The sequence below is a fragment of the Stenotrophomonas sp. NY11291 genome (genome assembly GCF_023277365.1).
In the GTDB taxonomy this organism is placed as follows: Bacteria; Pseudomonadota; Gammaproteobacteria; order Xanthomonadales; family Xanthomonadaceae; genus Stenotrophomonas; species Stenotrophomonas geniculata.
The window spans coordinates 3,558,139-3,573,702 of record NZ_CP096975.1 but is presented as its reverse complement, the minus strand read 5'-3'; the positions used below and the strand labels follow the sequence as shown (position 1 = coordinate 3,573,702).

The following is a 15,564-nucleotide window of genomic DNA, read 5'->3' as shown; positions in this document are numbered from 1 at the left end:
GTGCACCGCAACGAGGAGATCGACGATGTCCGACAACCACACCCCATCCAACGAGCGTGCAGCGTGGGATGCACTGCTGGTGGATATCGTCGATTACGTGCGCGATGCCCGCATCGACTCACCGCTGGCGTTCCAGACCGCGCATCACTGCCTGCTTGATACGCTGGGCTGCGGCCTGGAAGCGCTGTCCTTCCCGGCCTGCAGCAAACTGCTCGGTCCACTGGTGCCGGGCATCAGCGTGGTCGACGGCGCGCGCGTACCGGGCACGCACTACGTGCTGGACCCGGTGCAGGCCGCCTTCAACATCGGCGCAATGGTGCGCTGGCTCGATTTCAACGACACTTGGCTGGCCGCCGAATGGGGCCATCCATCGGACAACCTGGGCGGCATCCTTGCCGTCCTTGACTGGCTGGGGCGCAACGCGCAGGCCCTGCGTCGTCCGCCGCCGACCGTGCACGACGTGCTGCTTGCGATGATCAAGGCGCACGAGATCCAGGGCGTGCTGGCGCTGCAGAATTCCTTCAACCGCGTCGGGCTGGACCATGTGGTGCTGGTCAAGGTGGCCACCACCGCGGTGGTCTCGCAGCTGCTCGGGCTGGATCGCGAACGCATGCTCAATGCAGTGTCGCTGGCCTGGATAGATGGCCAGGCGCTGCGAACCTACCGTCACGCGCCCAATACCGGCTCGCGCAAGAGCTGGGCCGCTGGCGATGCGACCAGTCGTGGCGTGCGTCTGGCGCTGATGGCAGCCAGCGGCGAGATGGGCTATCCCAGCGTATTGAGTGCACCGACATGGGGTTTCGAGGCCGTATCCATGCACGGTCAGGCACTGACACTGGGGCGACCGCTGGGCAGCTATGTGATGGAGAACGTGCTGTTCAAGATCAGCTACCCGGCCGAGTTCCACGGCCAGACTGCAGTGGAGGCGGCGGTCACGCTGCACCAGCAGCTGCGCTCGATGGAACGGCGGGTCGAGGACATCGCGCACATCGCCATCCGCACCCAGGAAGCCTGCATCCGTATCATCGACAAGCAGGGGCCGTTGCATAACCCGGCCGACCGCGATCACTGCGTGCAGTACATGGTCGCCATCGCGTTGCTGCACGGGCGGTTGGTGGCCGAGGATTACGAGGACGACGTTGCCGCCGATCCGCGCATTGATGCGCTGCGCGCGAAGATGGCCTGCCATGAAGACCCGCAGTTGAGCGCGGATTATCTGGATCCGGACAAGCGCAGCATCGCCAACGGCCTGAGCGTGCGCTTTACCGACGGCAGCGAGCTGCCCGAGGTACTGGTGGAATACCCGCTCGGCCACGCCCGGCGCCGCGAGGAAGGCATTCCGCTGCTGATGGACAAGTTCCGCCGGCACCTGGCCCATCGCTTCCCGACCGCCCAGCAGCAGCGCATCTGGGCCGCTTCACTGGACCCGGTGACGCTGCCGGCGATGCCGGTGACCGACTACGTGGACCTGTACCTGCCAGGGTAGGAGGCGCCTTGGTGGGCGCCGGCCCGCCGGGCATGGCCCGGCGCTACCGCTCCGATGCATTCCCGCCGGACTCGTGTCAGCGCCTGTACCTGCCGGGGAGGCGCGCTTTGGTGGGTGCCAACCTTGGTTGGCACGGGCCCAACGCCAACCAAGGTTGGCGACTGCCGATACTGCCGGCCAGCGGCCGGCACTACCTGCACCCGGGGCACTTGCCGAATCCGCGTCAACACCTTGACGCGGCCTGCCTATAATGACCACCTCGATCAAGGAGTGACGACATGAGCGGTCCGGCACGGCGGAAGCGGTGGGGATGGGCGGCGGCGGTACTGGCAGGAGGCCTGTTGCTGGGTCTGGCCGGCTGCCGCAACGACAGCGGGCAGCTGCCCAAGGCCAGCGGTGAAGCCATCACCACCAAGGCCGAGCAGGTGAAGGAGTTCACCCTGCTGCGTGCCTACCCGGACCAGAAGAATGACGGCTTGTCGCTGGCGCTGGAGTTCTCGCGCCCGCTCGTCGGCACCCAGGATTTCGACAAACTGGTGCGCTTCGAGGAAAAGGTCGGCACCGACGACAGCAGCTGGACGCTGTCCGATGACGGCCTGACCCTGCGTTACCCGTTCGTCGAGGCCGGCAAGGAGTTCAGCCTGGTGGTTTCGCCGGACCTGCTGGCCGCCGATGGCAGCCGCCTGGGCAAGGAACTGAAGCAGAAGGTGTTCAGCGGCGAACTGAAGCCGGTGGTCGGCTTCGCCTCGCAGGGCAGCGTGCTGCCGGCCAAGGACAGCCGTGGCCTGCCGGTGGTGTCGGTGAACGTGCCGGAGGTCGACGTCGAGTTCCTGCGCGTGCGCGAGAAGGACCTGCCGACCTTCTTCAGCCAGTACCAGCGCGGAGGCCGCCGTGGCAGCTGGGAGCTGAGCAGCGACTACGAGCGCAGCCCGATCAACAAGCTGGCCGAGCCGGTCTACGTCAACCGCTTCATCCTGGGTGGCAAGCAGAACGAGCGGGTGCTGACCTACCTGCCGACCCAGGACATCAAGGAACTGCAGGAGCCGGGCCTGTACTTCGCCCTGCTCAAGCGCACCGGTGACTACGAGGGCGAGTTCGATACCGCGTTCTTCTCGGTCAGCGACATCGGCCTGCATACCCGCGCCTACAAGGACAAGCTGTTCGTGCACACCGCCGGCCTCAAGGACGGCGCACCGCTGAAGGGCATCGACCTGCGGGTTCTCGATGCCAAGGGCGAGGTGGTGCTGAAGGGCAGCACCGACGGCAATGGCAATGCGCTGCTGAACTACACGCTGGATGCCACCCACGTGCTGGTCGCCAGCACTGGCAAGGACACCAGCTTCCTGCCGTTCAACCAGCCGGCGCTGGACCTGAGCGAATTCGCCGTGGCCGGCCGTGACAATGCCTGGTTCGACGTCTACGCCTGGTCCGGCCGCGACCTGTACCGCCCGGGCGAGACCGTGCGCCTGTCCGCGCTGCTGCGTGACAACGATGGCAAGCCGGTCAAGGCGCAACCGGTGTTCCTGCGCCTGAAGCAGCCCGACGGCAAGACTTTCCGCGAGACCCGCCTGCAGCCGGGTGACCAGGGCTACATCAATTTCGAGCAGGTGATCCCCGCCGAGGCGCCGACCGGGCGCTGGCAGATCGAGTTCCGCACCGACCCGGCCAGCAAGGAGGCGATCCAGGGCATGACCCTGCGCATCGAGGAGTTCCTGCCCGAGCGCATGAAGCTGGATCTGGACAGCGCGCAGAAGACGCTGAAGCCGGGTGAGGACCTGCGCCTGCAGGCCAATGGTGCCTACCTGTATGGTGCGCCGGCCGATGGCAACCGCTTCACCGCGCGCATGGCAGTGGCGGCCGAGCAGCAGCCGGTGGAGGGCCTGCCGGGCTACTTCTTCGGTGACCCGACCCTGCAGCTGCCGCGCGAAGCCAAGGACGTGATCGACACCACGCTGCCGGCCAACGGCCAGCTGCGCGAGGATGTGGCATTGCCGGAGGAGGCGGCCAAGGCCAAGGCACCGATTGCGGTGGTGCTGTCCGGCAGCCTGTACGAGACCGGCGGCCGTACCGTCACCCGCACCTTGAAGCGGGTGATGTGGCCGGCCAATGCGCTGGTGGGCGTGCGCCCGCTGTTCAATCCCGAAGACGGTGCCGATGCCAACGGCAATGCGCGCTTCGAGCTGATGCGCGTGGATGCAGCGGGCAAGCCGCAGCCGGCCAAGGGCCTGAAGATCACCCTGGTGCGCGAACTGCGCGACTACCACTGGACCTTCAACGACAACCGCTGGGACTACGACTTCACCCGCCGTTTCGAGAACAAGGAAACGCGCACCGTCGATGCCGGCGGCAGCGCGGTGGCCTTTGATTTCCCGGTGGAGTGGGGCGAGTACCGGGTGGACGTGTTCGATCCGTCCACCGGCCTGACCAGCCGCTATCCGTTCCGTGCGGGCTGGAGCTGGGGTGATGACAACCGCGGCCTGGACGCGCGCCCTGACAAGATCAAGCTGGGCCTGGACAAGACCGGCTACAAGGCAGGCGACACGCTCGAGGTGACGGTGACCCCGCCGCACGCCGGCAAGGGCATCCTGATGGTCGAGACCGACCGCATGCTGTACGTGCAGGGCATCGACGCCAAGCCGGGGTCGACCTTCAAGATTCCGGTTACCGCCGACTGGGAACGCCACGACGTGTACATCACCGCGCTGGTGTTCCGTGGCGGCAGTGCGCCGAGCAAGATCACCCCGGCCCGTGCTGTGGGTGTGGTGCACGTTCCGATGGACCGCAAGGGCCGCACCGTGGCGGTTGGCCTGGCTGCGCCCAAGCAGATGCGGCCGGAGCAGGACCTGCCGGTGACGGTCAGTGCACCGCAGCTGGCGGGCAAGATGGCGCACGTCACCGTCTCGGCGGTGGATGTAGGCATCCTCAACATCACCCGCTTCCCGGTGCCCGACGCCGGCGCGCACTTCTTCGCCCAGCGTCGCCTCGGCATCGATGCCTACGACATCTACAGCCGGGTGATCGAGAGCTTCGATGGCGGCAGCGGCAAGCTGAAGTTTGGTGGCGACATGGCGCTGCAGGCGCTGCCGCAGGCCAAGCGCCCGACCGCACGCGTGCAGACCGTGGACCTGTTCTCCGGCCCGGTGCAGCTGGATGCCAAGGGCATCGCCCGCATCCGCCTGAAGGTGCCGGACTTCAACGGCACCCTGCGCGTATCGGCGCTGGTCTACAGCGATGACCAGTACGGCAAGCGCGATGTGGAGACCGTGGTGCGCGCGCCGATCCTGGCCGAAGCCAGCATGCCGCGCGTCCTGGCCCCGGGCGACCGCAGCACCGTGACCCTGGACGTGCAGAACTTCACCGGCAAGCGGGGGCAGTTCAACGTGAAGGTGGAAAGCGAGGGCCCGTTGAACCTGGGTGAGGGCAGCCGCAGCGTGCAGTTGAATGCCGATGCCAAGACCACGCTGAGTTTCCCGCTGTCCGCGCGTGAGGGCCACAGCGTAGCCAAGGTGCGGGTGCGGGTGGACGGCAACGGATTCAAGGCCGACCGCCGCTACGAGCTGCCGGTGCGTGCGGCGTGGCCGCAGGTGCTGCGCTCGCAGGTACGCACGCTGGATCCACTGGCCGCGGTCAGCCTCGACAACAGCCTGACCGACGGCCTGATGGCCGAGTCGGTGAACGCGCGCCTGCTGGTCAGCCCGCTGCCGCCAATCCCGTTCGCCAGTGCCCTGCAGGGCGCGTTGAACTACCCATACGGCTGCGCCGAGCAGACCACCAGCAAGGGCTACGCCGCACTGATCCTGGACCAGGCGACGTCGTCGATGCTCGGGGCTGACGGGTTGGATGCCAAGACCCGCCGCGAGCGCATGGAAGGCGCGTTCGGTCGCCTGGCGTCGATGCAGGTGGCCAACGGCAACTTCTCGATGTGGGGTGACGACGGCTACGTGAACCCGTGGCTGACCCCGTACATCACCGAGTTCCTGCTCGATGCCAAGGACGCCGGCTTCGCGGTGCCCGACAACGTATTGCAGAAGGCACTCAGCCGCCTCAGTGAGGACCTGCTGTCCGGTGGCAATCAGTTCTACGGCCAGGATGACCGCGAGAAGCTGAAGTTCGCCAACCAGGCGTATTCGGGCTATGTGCTGGCCCGGGTCAACCGGGCGCCGCTGGGTACCCTGCGCACGCTGTACGACAACGAGCGCAGCAAGGCGGTCGGTGGCCTGTCGCTGGTCCACCTGGGCGTGGCGCTGTCACTGCAGGGTGATGCCAAGCGTGGCCAGGCGGCACTGGCGGCGGCGTTCGCCAAGTCCAGCAGCGAGCGCCCGTCGTACTTCGGCGACTACGGCAGCGCGATCCGCGATGACGCACTGATGATCGCGCTGACGCACGAGAACAAGCTGGCCAAGCCCGCCTGGGACGCACGTGCGGTCGATCTCGGCCGTGGCCTGGATGCCCGCCGCAATGCCGGCTGGATGTGGCTGAGCACCCAGGAGCAGGTGGCGATCGCCCGCCTCGGCAAGGCCCTGGCCGCCAACCAGAAGGCGCTGGTGGCCGGTGAGCTGGTGATCGGTGGCAGCACCGAGGCGATCAGTGAGCGCAAGCTGTTCGGCCGCAACTTCACCGGCAGCGAACTGGCCAGCGGCGTACGCTTCACCCCGCAGGGCCAGCCGCCGATGTTTGCCAGCATCGACGTGGCCGGCATCCCGCGCAGCGCGCCGGCACCGGACAACAGCGTGCTGGGTGTTGAACGCAGCTACTTCGGCACCGATGGCAAGCCGTGGACGCCGCGGCCACTGAAGGAAGGCGAAGCGCTGATCGTGCGCGTCACCGTCACTGCCGATACCACCATGCCGGATGCACTGCTGACCGACCTGCTGCCGGCCGGCCTGGAGATCGAGAACTTCAACCTGGGCGACGCCAAGCAGTGGGCCGACGTGGTCGTGGACGGCATCACCATCAGCGATCGTGGTGAAGCCGCCGATACCAAGCACGAAGAGTTCCGCGACGACCGCTATGTGGCCGCGCTGAAGCTCTCGCGTGGCAGCAAGGCCAACGTGTTCTACCTGGTACGCGCGGTGACCCCGGGAACCTACTCGGTGCCGCCGCCGCTGGTGGAGGACATGTACCGGCCGCAGCTGCGCGGCGTCGGCCGCAGCAACCCGACCACGATCACGGTGGTACAGCCGTGACCGCGCGGACGGGCCGCGACGGCGCGGCCCGTCCTGATGGCAATTCGCAATGAATGACGCAATGAAGACCCGGCTGGCGGCTCTGCGCCGCCGGCTGCGGCCGCTGTGGCCGTGGTTGCGCTGGGGCACGGCCGCCTCGCTGGCGCTGCTGCTGGTGCTGGACTTCGCTTTCCCGCCGCCGCTGCCGAAGCAGCGTGATACCAGCACCCTGGTGGTGGCCGCCGACGGCACGCCGCTGCGTGCCTTTGCCGATGCCGAGGGCGTGTGGCGCTATCCGGCTTCGATCGACAGCGTCTCGCCGCTGTACCTGCAGGCGTTGCTGACCTACGAAGACCGCTGGTTCTGGCGCCATCCGGGCATCAACCCGCTGGCGATCCTGCGTGCCAGCGGCCAGTTGCTGCGCGGCGGCCGCATCGTGTCCGGTGGCTCGACCCTGACCATGCAGGTTGCCCGCATCCTCGACCCGCATACGCGCACGCCCTGGGGAAAGCTCAAGCAGATGCTGCGCGCGGTGCAGCTGGAAGTGCATCTGAGCAAGCAGCAGATCCTGGCCCTGTATCTGGAGCGCGCGCCTTACGGCGGCACCATCGAGGGCGTGGAAGCGGCCAGCTGGGCCTACCTGGGCAAGCCGGCGGCGCAGCTGTCGCATGCCGAGGCCGCGTTGCTGGCGGTGCTGCCGCAGGCGCCAAGCCGGCTGCGCCCGGACCGCCATCCGGAAGCGGCGCAGAAGGCGCGCGACAAGGTGCTGTCACGCATGGCCGAACTGGGTGCGTGGACGCCGGAGGAAGTGGAGGACGCGCGCATCGAGAACGTGGTGGCGCGCTCGCTGCGGCCGCCGCTGCATGCGGCACTGCTGGCGCAGCGGCTGCATTCAGCGCAGCCGGGCAAAGCGCGCATCCAGAGCAGCATTGATATCGGCCTGCAGCGCACGCTGGAAGAGCGCGTGGCCAGCTACTTCTCGACGCTGCCCGAACGCACCTCGGCCGCCCTGCTGGTGGTCGACAACCAGACCCTGCAGGCACGTGCCTATGTGGGCACGCTGGCGTTCGGTGACCGCCAGCGGCTGGGGCACGTGGACATGGTGCAGGCCTGGCGCTCGCCGGGGTCCACGCTCAAGCCGTTCCTGTATGCGATGGCACTGGATGACGGCCTGATCCATTCGGAAAGCCTGCTGGTGGATGCGCCGCAGAGTTTCGGCAGTTACCGCCCCGGCAACTTCGACATGGCCTTCAACGGACCGATCGGCGCTTCCAGTGCATTGCGCCTGTCGCTCAACGTACCCTCGGTAGATCTGCTGCAACGGGTCGGTGCTGCGCGTTTCGCCGCTCGCCTGTCGCACTCCGGCATCCAGCTGCGTTTCCCGCCGGGCAGCACGCCTAATCTGTCGCTGATCCTGGGCGGCACCGGCGCGCGGTTGGAAGACCTGGTCGGCGCGTTCGCCGCGCTCAACCGCAATGGCATCGCCGGGCGCGTGCGTTACACCGACGATGAGCCAATGATCGAGCGGCGCCTCGCTTCGCCCGGCGCAAGCTGGATCGTCCGCGAGATGCTGGAATCGAATCCGCGGCCGGGCTATGGCGTCGGGACGTTCGATGTCGGTGGCCGCCCGCGTGTGGCGTGGAAGACCGGCACCAGTTACGGGTACCGCGATGCGTGGGCCATCGGCAGTACCCGTCACTACACAGTGGGCGTGTGGGTGGGGCGACCAGACGGCACGCCGTTGCCGGGCCAGTATGGTGCGGTTACCGCACTGCCGCTGATGTTCGAAGTGGTGGACAGCCTGCCGCGCCAGCGTGGCGATTCCGCTGCTGCGCCAATGCCGGCCAGTGTCAGCCAGGAAGACATCTGCTGGCCGACCGGCGAACGTGCCGAGGGACTGCCAGCTGCGCTCTGCCAGCGCAGGATGCAGGCCTACCTGCTGGACGGTGCAGCACCACCGACCTTCCCCGAGCGCGAGGCGCGGCGCTGGCAGCCGGGGCGGCAGCGCTACCTGGCCGATGCGCGGACCGGTCTGCGTGTCTCCGCTGATTGCCGTTTGCCGCATGAGGAAGTCGCGCGTGAGATCGCGCGCTGGCCGGCGCTGTTGTCGCCGTGGTTGTCCAAGGCCACGCGCGAGGCCTCGCAATTGCCAGCGCTATCGCCTGACTGCCGCGACGATGGGCGTGAGGCCAGTGTCGCGTTGCACATCGATGGCCTCAATGATGGCGCAGCACTGGCGCGTGCACCCAACGCCGAACATGGCGTACGCCTGCAGCTGCGCGCGCTGGGCAGCGAGCAGGCGGTGGACTGGTTGCTGGATGGACGCTGGATTGCGCAGACCCACGGCGCGCAGTTGATGCAGCGCGAGTTCGCCGATCCGGGCGCACACACCCTGACCGCGCTGGCGGCAGATGGCGCGTGGACCCAGGTACGGTTCAACGTGCTGCGGTAGGTGCCGACCTTGGTCGCCGCTTTCCGTATATTTGCGACGCTGTTGTAGAGCCGAGCCCATGCTCGGCTGCTCTTGTGACGTGCGTGGTGCAGTCAGCCGAGCATGGGCTCGGCTCTACAACGCGGCAGATGGCAGCGAGCGTGTGGCGTAACCGCTATTCCCCGATCCACCCATCCAGCAGGTCGGCGAATTCGTCGGCGTGTTCTTCTTCCTGCGCCAGGATCTCTTCGAGGATGCGTTTGGTGGTGGTGTCGCGGTCGCCGATGAAGTTGATCATTTCGCGGTAGCTGTCGATGGCAATGCGTTCGGCCACCAGGTTCTCGCGCACCATGTCGCGGAGGTCGCTGCCTTCCTTGTACTCGGCGTGCGAGCGCGCGGTCAGCGTATCCGGGTTGAAATCGGGCTCGCCGCCGAGCTGGACGATGCGCTCGGCCAGCTTGCCGGCGTGTGCCTGCTCCTGCTGTGCGTGCTCCAGGAACTCGGCCTTGACCGCGTCGGCCAGCATGCCCTTGGCCATGAAAAAGTGCCTGTAGTAGCGCAGCACGCACACGTACTCGGTGGCCAACGCGTCGTTGAGCAGCTTGATCACTGCCTCGCGGTCGGCATTGTAGCTGTCGGTGATCGCACCATCTTCGATGTTGCGCCGGGCGCGTTCGCGCAGGGTCTTGCGGTCGCTGATGCCGGGAACCTTTGCGGCAGGCTTTGTGGCTTTGGCTGGCTTGCTGGACATGGCTGGCCGTTTCCTCTTGCGGTGGAAGATCAGGTGGGCACGTGCTCCAGCACGTACTCGGCTGAAGAGACTTCGAACTGGCCCGGCTGTTCGACCCAGGCCGCACGCACCACGCCATCGACCACGTACAGCGCGAAGCGGCGCGAGCGGATGCCCATGCCCGAGGCGCTGGCGTCGAGCTCAAGGCCGAGCGCGCGGGTCAGTTCGGCGTTGCCGTCGGAGAGCATCAGCAGGCCGTCGGGCACGCTCTGGTCGGCAGCCCAGGCCTTCATCACGAACGGGTCGTTGACGGCCATGCAGTAGACGTCGATGCCGCGCTGGCGGAAGTCCTGGAATTTTTCGACGTAGCCGGGCAGGTGGCGCGCCGAGCAGGTCGGGGTGAACGCGCCGGGCACGGCGAACAGCACCACCTTGCGCGCATCGAACAGCGAATGCGTATCGAGTGTTTCGATGCCCTCGCGGATGCGCTTGAGGGTCACTTCCGGAATGCGGTCGCCGACATGGATGGTCATGGGGAACTCCTTGCTGGGGCAGGCTAGTGGGCCGGATGGGACAGGGGCGTCAAGACATTGGAAAACCTGCGTGCAGGCCCCATCTTCGGGCTTTGCGGCAGGGGCTTCCAGCCACAGCGTGGGGCATGGGGATGGCAGCCGCATTGCGCAGGATCAGTCGGCCTCACCGGCGCCGCACGAGGCCCGGCGTAGCATCGCCGACGCGTAGAATGAACCCGGGGCGGCGCCACCGGCGCGGCCGAAGCGAATCGAGGTAGCTGGATGGAATTCAAGGATTACTACGCCACCCTGGGGGTGGAACCGAGCGCGGGCGAGGCGGAGATCAAGACCGCCTACCGCCGGCTGGCACGCAAGTACCACCCGGACGTCAGCAAGGAGGCCGGGGCCGAAGACAAGTTCAAGGCGGTCAACGAGGCCTATGAGGCGCTGCGCGACCCGGAGAAGCGCGCGGCCTACGACCAGCTGCGCGCGCAGGGCTATCGCCCGGGCGAGGAGTTCAACGTGCCGCCGAACTACGGCGGCGCCGGGGGGTTCAATTTCGAGGAAGTGTTCGGCGGCGGCGGCCCCAACGGCGGCTTCAGCGACTTCTTCGAAAGCCTGTTCGCGCGCCAGCGTGGCGGTGGCGGCGCTGGTCCGGGGCCGGGCTTCAGCAGCCAGGGCCATGCGCCCAATCGCGATACCCGCGCCAAGCTGTCGGTACCGCTGGAGGCGGCCTACAACGGTGACAGCCTGCGCATCACCGTCAACGGCAAGCAGCTGGACGTGCGCGTGCCCAAGGGCATCCGCCCGGGCCAGGTGATCCGCCTGGCAGGGCAGGGCAACCATGGCGGCAACCTGCTGCTGGAAGTGGAATACGCCGCGCACCCGCAGTTCGAGGTCGATGGCCGCAACATCCTCTATACGCTGCCGGTCACACCGTGGCAGGCCGCGTTGGGGACCAGCATCAGCGTGCCGACCCTGGGCGGTGCGGTGGAGCTGAAGATTCCGGCCGATTCCGATGCCGGGCGCAAGCTGCGCCTGCGTGGCCGTGGCCTTCCTGGCAGCCCGGACGGCGACCAGATCGTCGAAATCGAGATCGTGGCCCCGGCTGCGACCGACGAGGCGCAGAAGAAGGCCTATCGGAACCTGGCCAAGGCGTTTGGCGAAACGATCTGAGATCGATTCTGGTGGGTGTGGACCTCGGTCCACACGCCTTTCGGCCGTTCAAGGCGTGCCAACCAAGGTTGGCACCCACCGGAATGTTTCAGCCCTGCCCGGCGAACACCCGTTCCAGCACCTCGGACAGTTCATCTTCCGAGAACGGCTTGGTGATGTAGGCCTTGGCGCCCTGGCGCATGCCCCACATGCGGTCGGTGTCCTGGTCCTTGGTGGTCACCAGGATCACCGGAATGTGCCGGGTCGCCTCGTCGCGGGCGAGGGTGCGGGTGGCCTGGAAGCCATTGAGGTTGGGCATCACCACGTCCATCAGGACCAGGTCGGGCAGCTCGGCCTTGGCGGTTTCGACCCCGGCGGCGCCATCGGTGGCGGTCAGGATCTGGTGCCCGAGCTTCTCGACGATGCGCTGTATCCCCAACAGCTGCGACGGTGAGTCGTCGACGATCAGAATGCGTGCCATGTTGTTCCCCATGTAATGCCCGCAGTGTAGTGCGGGCACATTACCGGCGGGAGGGGCGCGTCTGCCGTCCGTCGCCTGCCTGCGACGTTCAGTCGATCCGCACCACCGTGCGCCCCAGCGAGCCGCCGGCCAGCATCCGCTGGAACACGGCGGGCAGGCCATCCAGGCCGACTTCGGCAGTGCAGATGCGGTCCAGGTGCTGCGGCTTCCAGTCACTGCCCAGTCGCGACCACACCTCTTCGCGCAGCCCGCGCGGCGCATTGGCCGAGGACACCCCCAGCAGCGAGACACCGCGCAGGATGAACGGCATCACGGTCATGTCCAGCGTCGGGCTGGCGGCCAGACCGGCACTGACCACGCTGCCGTAGGGCACGGTCTGCGCCAGCAGGCTGGCCAGCATGTCGCCTCCGGCATTGTCGAGGCCACCGCCGAAGCGCGCCGACTGCAGCGGGCCGGTATCGGCCAGCGCGTCGCGTGGCAGTACCTCGGTGGCGCCGATGCTGCGCAGGAAATCGGCCTGGTTCTGCTTGCCGCTGACCGCGTGCACGCTGTAGCCGGCACGGCTGAAGATCGACAGCGCCAGCGCACCGACGCCGCCGCTGGCACCGGTGACTGCCAGCGGGCCGAGTTCCGGGGTCTGCCGGTTGTCCTGCATGCGCAGCAGGGCCAGCGCCGCAGTGAAGCCGGCGGTGCCCAGCACCATCGCCTCGCGCGGGGTCAGCCCGGCCGGCTGGGCGATCACCGCGCGCGATTCCAGCCGCACGTACTGGCTGTAGCCGCCATCACGGGTCTCGCTGAGGCCGCAGCCGGTGGCCAGCACCGCATCGCCTTCACGCCAGTCCGGGTCGGAGCTGGCGACCACGGTACCGGCCACGTCGATGCCGCCCACGAGCGGGAAGCGGCGCAGGATTTTCCCCTTGCCGGTACCGGCAAGGGCATCCTTGTAGTTGACCGAGGACCAGTGGGCGCGGATCAGCACCTGTCCGGGGTTGAGGTCGTCGATCCGGAGCTGGGCAAGGCCGCTGCGGTAGCCGGCGTCGTCGTTTTCGATGCGGAAGGCGGTGAACGGGGTGGTGGGGGCCATCGGCGTTGCCTGACTTCGAGGAAAACGCCACCTTACCCCGTTGCCCCCCTTTCGATCCTGCCGATCCGCCCCATCTTGTATGATCGGTGATGGTTTCACGGCTGGCGGTGCGGGAAGGGCCCGCGCCGCAGCCCAAATCTTGATGGAGCGTGCATGGCCTGGAATACACCCGGCGGCAACAAGGGCGGACAAGGCCCCGAGGACAATCGACGCGGGCCCTTCGGGTCGCGCGGCGGTGGCAATGGTGGTGGCTGGGGCGGACTGCCCGGGCCGCTGAAGGACCTGTTCGACGGTGGCATCGTGCGTTGGGTGGTGGCAGCCGTGGTGTTGCTGGTGCTGTTCTCCAGCTTCCAGCTGATCGGCGAACAGCAGCGTGGCGTGGTGCTGCGCTTCGGCCAGTTCTCGCGCATCCTGCAGCCCGGCCCGAACTTCAAGCTGCCGTGGCCGATCGAATCGGTCACCAAGGTCAATGCCACCGAGATCAAGACCTTCTCGATCCAGGTGCCGGTGCTGACCCGCGACGAGAACATCGTCAACGTTTCGCTGAACGTCCAGTACCGCATCGACGACCCGCAGCAGTACCTGTTCGGCACGGTCGATGCCAACCAGGTGCTGGAGCAGTCGGCGCAGAGCGCGGTGCGCGAGGAAGTCGGCCGCGCCGACCTCAACGCCGTGCTGAACAACCGTGGCCCGCTGGCCGTGGCCGCCGAGGAGCGCCTGCAGGCGCTGCTGAAGGCGTTCAAGACCGGCCTGACCGTGACCGGCCTGACCCTGCAGGACGCCCGTCCGCCGGAAGAAGTGAAGCCGGCCTTCGACGAGGTCAACGGCGCCCAGCAGGTCAAGGAACGCCTGATCAACGAAGCCCAGGCCTACGCCGCCAAGGTCGTACCGGAAGCCCGAGGCCAGGCCTCGCGTGCCCGTACCACCGCCGAAGGCTACAAGCAGGCCGTGGTGTCCAAGGCCGAGGGTGACGCGCAGCGCTTCAGCCTGTTGCAGGCCCAGTACAAGGACGCTCCGGAAGTGACCCGCAAGCGCCTGTGGCTGGAGACCGTGCAGCAGGTGCTGAGCGAGAACCGCAAGGTGATCGGTGGTGATGGCCGCCAGCTGATCTACGTGCCGATGAACGGCGATACCCGTCCCACCACCTCGGCTCCGCCGGGAGTGACGAACCCGGAGGTGGTGATGCCGTCGCTGCCGGGTGCAGCGGCGGAAGCTTCCCGTGATCCGGGCCGGCCGGTGGGCCGCCCGACCGGGCGACCGAGCGGCCGTGAGGAGGGCAGCCGATGAAGAGTCCTATCTGGATCGCCGTGATCGTGGCGGTGGTGCTGGGCCTGCTCGGCTCGGTGTACGTGGTCCGTGAGGACCAGACCGCCATGGTCCTGAACCTGGGCAAGGTGGTGCGTTCGGACATCAAGCCGGGCCTGCACTTCAAGGTGCCGGTGGTGGAAACGGTGAAGGTCTTCGACCGCCGCTTCCAGGTGCTCGACACCGCGCCGGCGCGTTACTTCACCGCCGAGCAGAAGGACGTCAGCGTCGACTTCTTCGCCATCGGCTACATCTCCAACGTGGGTGACTACTTCCGTGCCACCGGCGGCGATCCGCGGATCGCCAATGCCCGCCTGGCACCGATCATCACCGACTCGCTGCGCAACCAGATCAACTCGCGCACCCTGCAGCAGCTGGTCTCCGGCGACCGCAGCGAGCTGATCGCCGAGCAGCTGAAGGGGATCAACGAAGCCGTGGCCGGCCTCGGCATGCAGATGATCGACCTGCGCATCAAGCAGGTGGACCTGCCCACCGACAGCCAGGTGATCAATGACGTGTACGAGCGCATGCGCGCCCAGCGCAAGCAGGAAGCCGCCAAGCTGCGCGCCGAGGGCGAGGAGCAGTCGCTGACCATCCGTGCCCAGGCCGACCGTGACAGCACCGTGCTGATCGCCGAGGCCGAGCGTGATGCCCAGCGCCTGCGTGGTGAAGGCGATGCCGATGCCGCCCGTATCTACGGCAAGGCCGGCTCGGCCGATCCCTCGTTCTACGCGTTCTACCGCAGCCTGGAGGCCTACCGTGGCTCCATGACCGACGGCAACGGCGTGATCGTGCTGGACAAGAACGACCCGTTCCTGCAGTACCTGAAGAACGACCGCTGAGGTCGCAGGGCACTACCCCACGGGGCCCGGCCAGACGCCGGGCCCCGTGCTTTTTCCGGAGTCCCCCCATGAAAGATCTGTTCGCCGCCGTCTGCCTGGTCGCGGTGCTGGAAGGCCTGTTCCTGTTCGTCGCCCCGTTCGCCTGGAAGCGCATGGCCGAGCGCCTGCTGGACCTGCCCAGCCCGGCCCTGCGCAGCTTCGGCGGGCTGGTGCTGCTGGCCGGGCTGAGCCTGCTGTGGTGGGTGCGGCACTGAACCCCGCCCTGTAGCGTCCGAGCCCATGCTCGGGCGGCGCCGCGCAGCGGCGGGAAGGCAGCCGAGCATGGGCTCGGCTCTACATGAGACGCCGGCCTGACCGGCCGGTGAAGCCGTCC

At 67.5% G+C, this 15,564-nt stretch carries 11 protein-coding genes; 7 read left to right on the top strand and 4 right to left on the bottom strand.

Features of this window, described 5'->3' with window-relative positions; all coding sequences use genetic code 11:
• The first annotated feature begins 25 nt into the window (after positions 1–25).
• From M1L61_RS16695 to pbpC, 3 genes are all read left to right on the top strand, one after another.
• Entirely contained in the window at positions 26–1,486 is a 1,461-nt protein-coding gene (locus M1L61_RS16695; protein ID WP_043399099.1) for a bifunctional 2-methylcitrate dehydratase/aconitate hydratase, read from the top strand.
• A gap of 278 nt (positions 1,487–1,764) precedes the next feature.
• A complete protein-coding gene (locus M1L61_RS16690; protein WP_248853799.1) occupies positions 1,765–6,672 on the top strand; it encodes an alpha-2-macroglobulin in 4,908 nt (1,635 codons plus the stop codon).
• Positions 6,673–6,721: 49 nt separating this feature from the next.
• Positions 6,722–9,103 carry a penicillin-binding protein 1C gene (pbpC, locus tag M1L61_RS16685; protein ID WP_019338672.1) on the top strand — a complete coding sequence of 794 codons (2,382 nt, stop codon included), beginning with the start codon at positions 6,722–6,724 and terminating at the stop codon, positions 9,101–9,103.
• A gap of 154 nt (positions 9,104–9,257) precedes the next feature.
• Here pbpC and M1L61_RS16680 read toward each other — a convergent pair whose 3' ends face one another.
• Complete coding sequence (locus M1L61_RS16680) at positions 9,258–9,833, bottom strand: ferritin-like domain-containing protein (protein WP_010482780.1); 576 nt, start codon at positions 9,831–9,833, stop codon at positions 9,258–9,260.
• A 29-nt stretch (positions 9,834–9,862) separates the two neighbouring features.
• On the bottom strand, positions 9,863–10,345 hold the full coding sequence (locus tag M1L61_RS16675) for a peroxiredoxin (RefSeq protein WP_248853798.1): 483 nt from the start codon (positions 10,343–10,345) through the stop codon (positions 9,863–9,865).
• A gap of 261 nt (positions 10,346–10,606) precedes the next feature.
• Between M1L61_RS16675 and M1L61_RS16670 the strand changes: the two genes are divergently transcribed.
• Positions 10,607–11,500: a DnaJ C-terminal domain-containing protein gene (locus tag M1L61_RS16670; protein WP_010482782.1), complete on the top strand. Its 894-nt coding sequence runs from the start codon at positions 10,607–10,609 to the stop codon at positions 11,498–11,500.
• Between the two features lie 88 nt (positions 11,501–11,588).
• Here the strand turns inward: M1L61_RS16670 and pilH are convergent, their stop codons facing one another.
• Both pilH and M1L61_RS16660 read right to left on the bottom strand, forming a co-directional pair.
• Positions 11,589–11,960: a twitching motility response regulator PilH gene (pilH, locus tag M1L61_RS16665; protein WP_005410644.1), complete on the bottom strand. Its 372-nt coding sequence runs from the start codon at positions 11,958–11,960 to the stop codon at positions 11,589–11,591.
• 88 nt (positions 11,961–12,048) lie between these two features.
• Complete coding sequence (locus M1L61_RS16660; RefSeq protein WP_191863541.1) at positions 12,049–13,044, bottom strand: YhdH/YhfP family quinone oxidoreductase; 996 nt, start codon at positions 13,042–13,044, stop codon at positions 12,049–12,051.
• A gap of 153 nt (positions 13,045–13,197) precedes the next feature.
• Between M1L61_RS16660 and hflK the strand changes: the two genes are divergently transcribed.
• The 3 genes from hflK (at position 13,198) to M1L61_RS16645 (ending at position 15,445) form a co-directional block, all read left to right on the top strand.
• Positions 13,198–14,331: an FtsH protease activity modulator HflK gene (gene hflK, locus M1L61_RS16655; RefSeq protein ID WP_049435269.1), complete on the top strand. Its 1,134-nt coding sequence runs from the start codon at positions 13,198–13,200 to the stop codon at positions 14,329–14,331.
• Positions 14,328–15,191 (top strand): protease modulator HflC, encoded by an 864-nt coding sequence (locus tag M1L61_RS16650; protein WP_010482785.1) that lies wholly within the window; start codon positions 14,328–14,330, stop codon positions 15,189–15,191. The genes hflK and M1L61_RS16650 overlap by 4 nt, the downstream gene beginning before the upstream one ends.
• 68 nt (positions 15,192–15,259) lie before the next feature.
• Positions 15,260–15,445, top strand: a complete 186-nt coding sequence (locus M1L61_RS16645; protein WP_005414170.1) for a DUF2065 family protein — start codon at positions 15,260–15,262, stop codon at positions 15,443–15,445.
• Positions 15,446–15,564: the final 119 nt, after the last annotated feature.

Bases quoted from the DNA above. Each gene is read 5' to 3' on its own strand.
- M1L61_RS16695 (WP_043399099.1), top strand. From the start codon at position 26: ATGTCCGACAACCACACCCCATCCAACGAGCGTGCAGCGTGGGATGCA.
- M1L61_RS16690 (WP_248853799.1), top strand. From the start codon at position 1,765: ATGAGCGGTCCGGCACGGCGGAAGCGGTGGGGATGGGCGGCGGCGGTA.
- pbpC (WP_019338672.1), top strand. From the start codon at position 6,722: ATGAATGACGCAATGAAGACCCGGCTGGCGGCTCTGCGCCGCCGGCTG.
- M1L61_RS16680 (WP_010482780.1), bottom strand. From the start codon at position 9,833: ATGTCCAGCAAGCCAGCCAAAGCCACAAAGCCTGCCGCAAAGGTTCCC.
- M1L61_RS16675 (WP_248853798.1), bottom strand. From the start codon at position 10,345: ATGACCATCCATGTCGGCGACCGCATTCCGGAAGTGACCCTCAAGCGC.
- M1L61_RS16670 (WP_010482782.1), top strand. From the start codon at position 10,607: ATGGAATTCAAGGATTACTACGCCACCCTGGGGGTGGAACCGAGCGCG.
- pilH (WP_005410644.1), bottom strand. From the start codon at position 11,960: ATGGCACGCATTCTGATCGTCGACGACTCACCGTCGCAGCTGTTGGGG.
- M1L61_RS16660 (WP_191863541.1), bottom strand. From the start codon at position 13,044: ATGGCCCCCACCACCCCGTTCACCGCCTTCCGCATCGAAAACGACGAC.
- hflK (WP_049435269.1), top strand. From the start codon at position 13,198: ATGGCCTGGAATACACCCGGCGGCAACAAGGGCGGACAAGGCCCCGAG.
- M1L61_RS16650 (WP_010482785.1), top strand. From the start codon at position 14,328: ATGAAGAGTCCTATCTGGATCGCCGTGATCGTGGCGGTGGTGCTGGGC.
- M1L61_RS16645 (WP_005414170.1), top strand. From the start codon at position 15,260: ATGAAAGATCTGTTCGCCGCCGTCTGCCTGGTCGCGGTGCTGGAAGGC.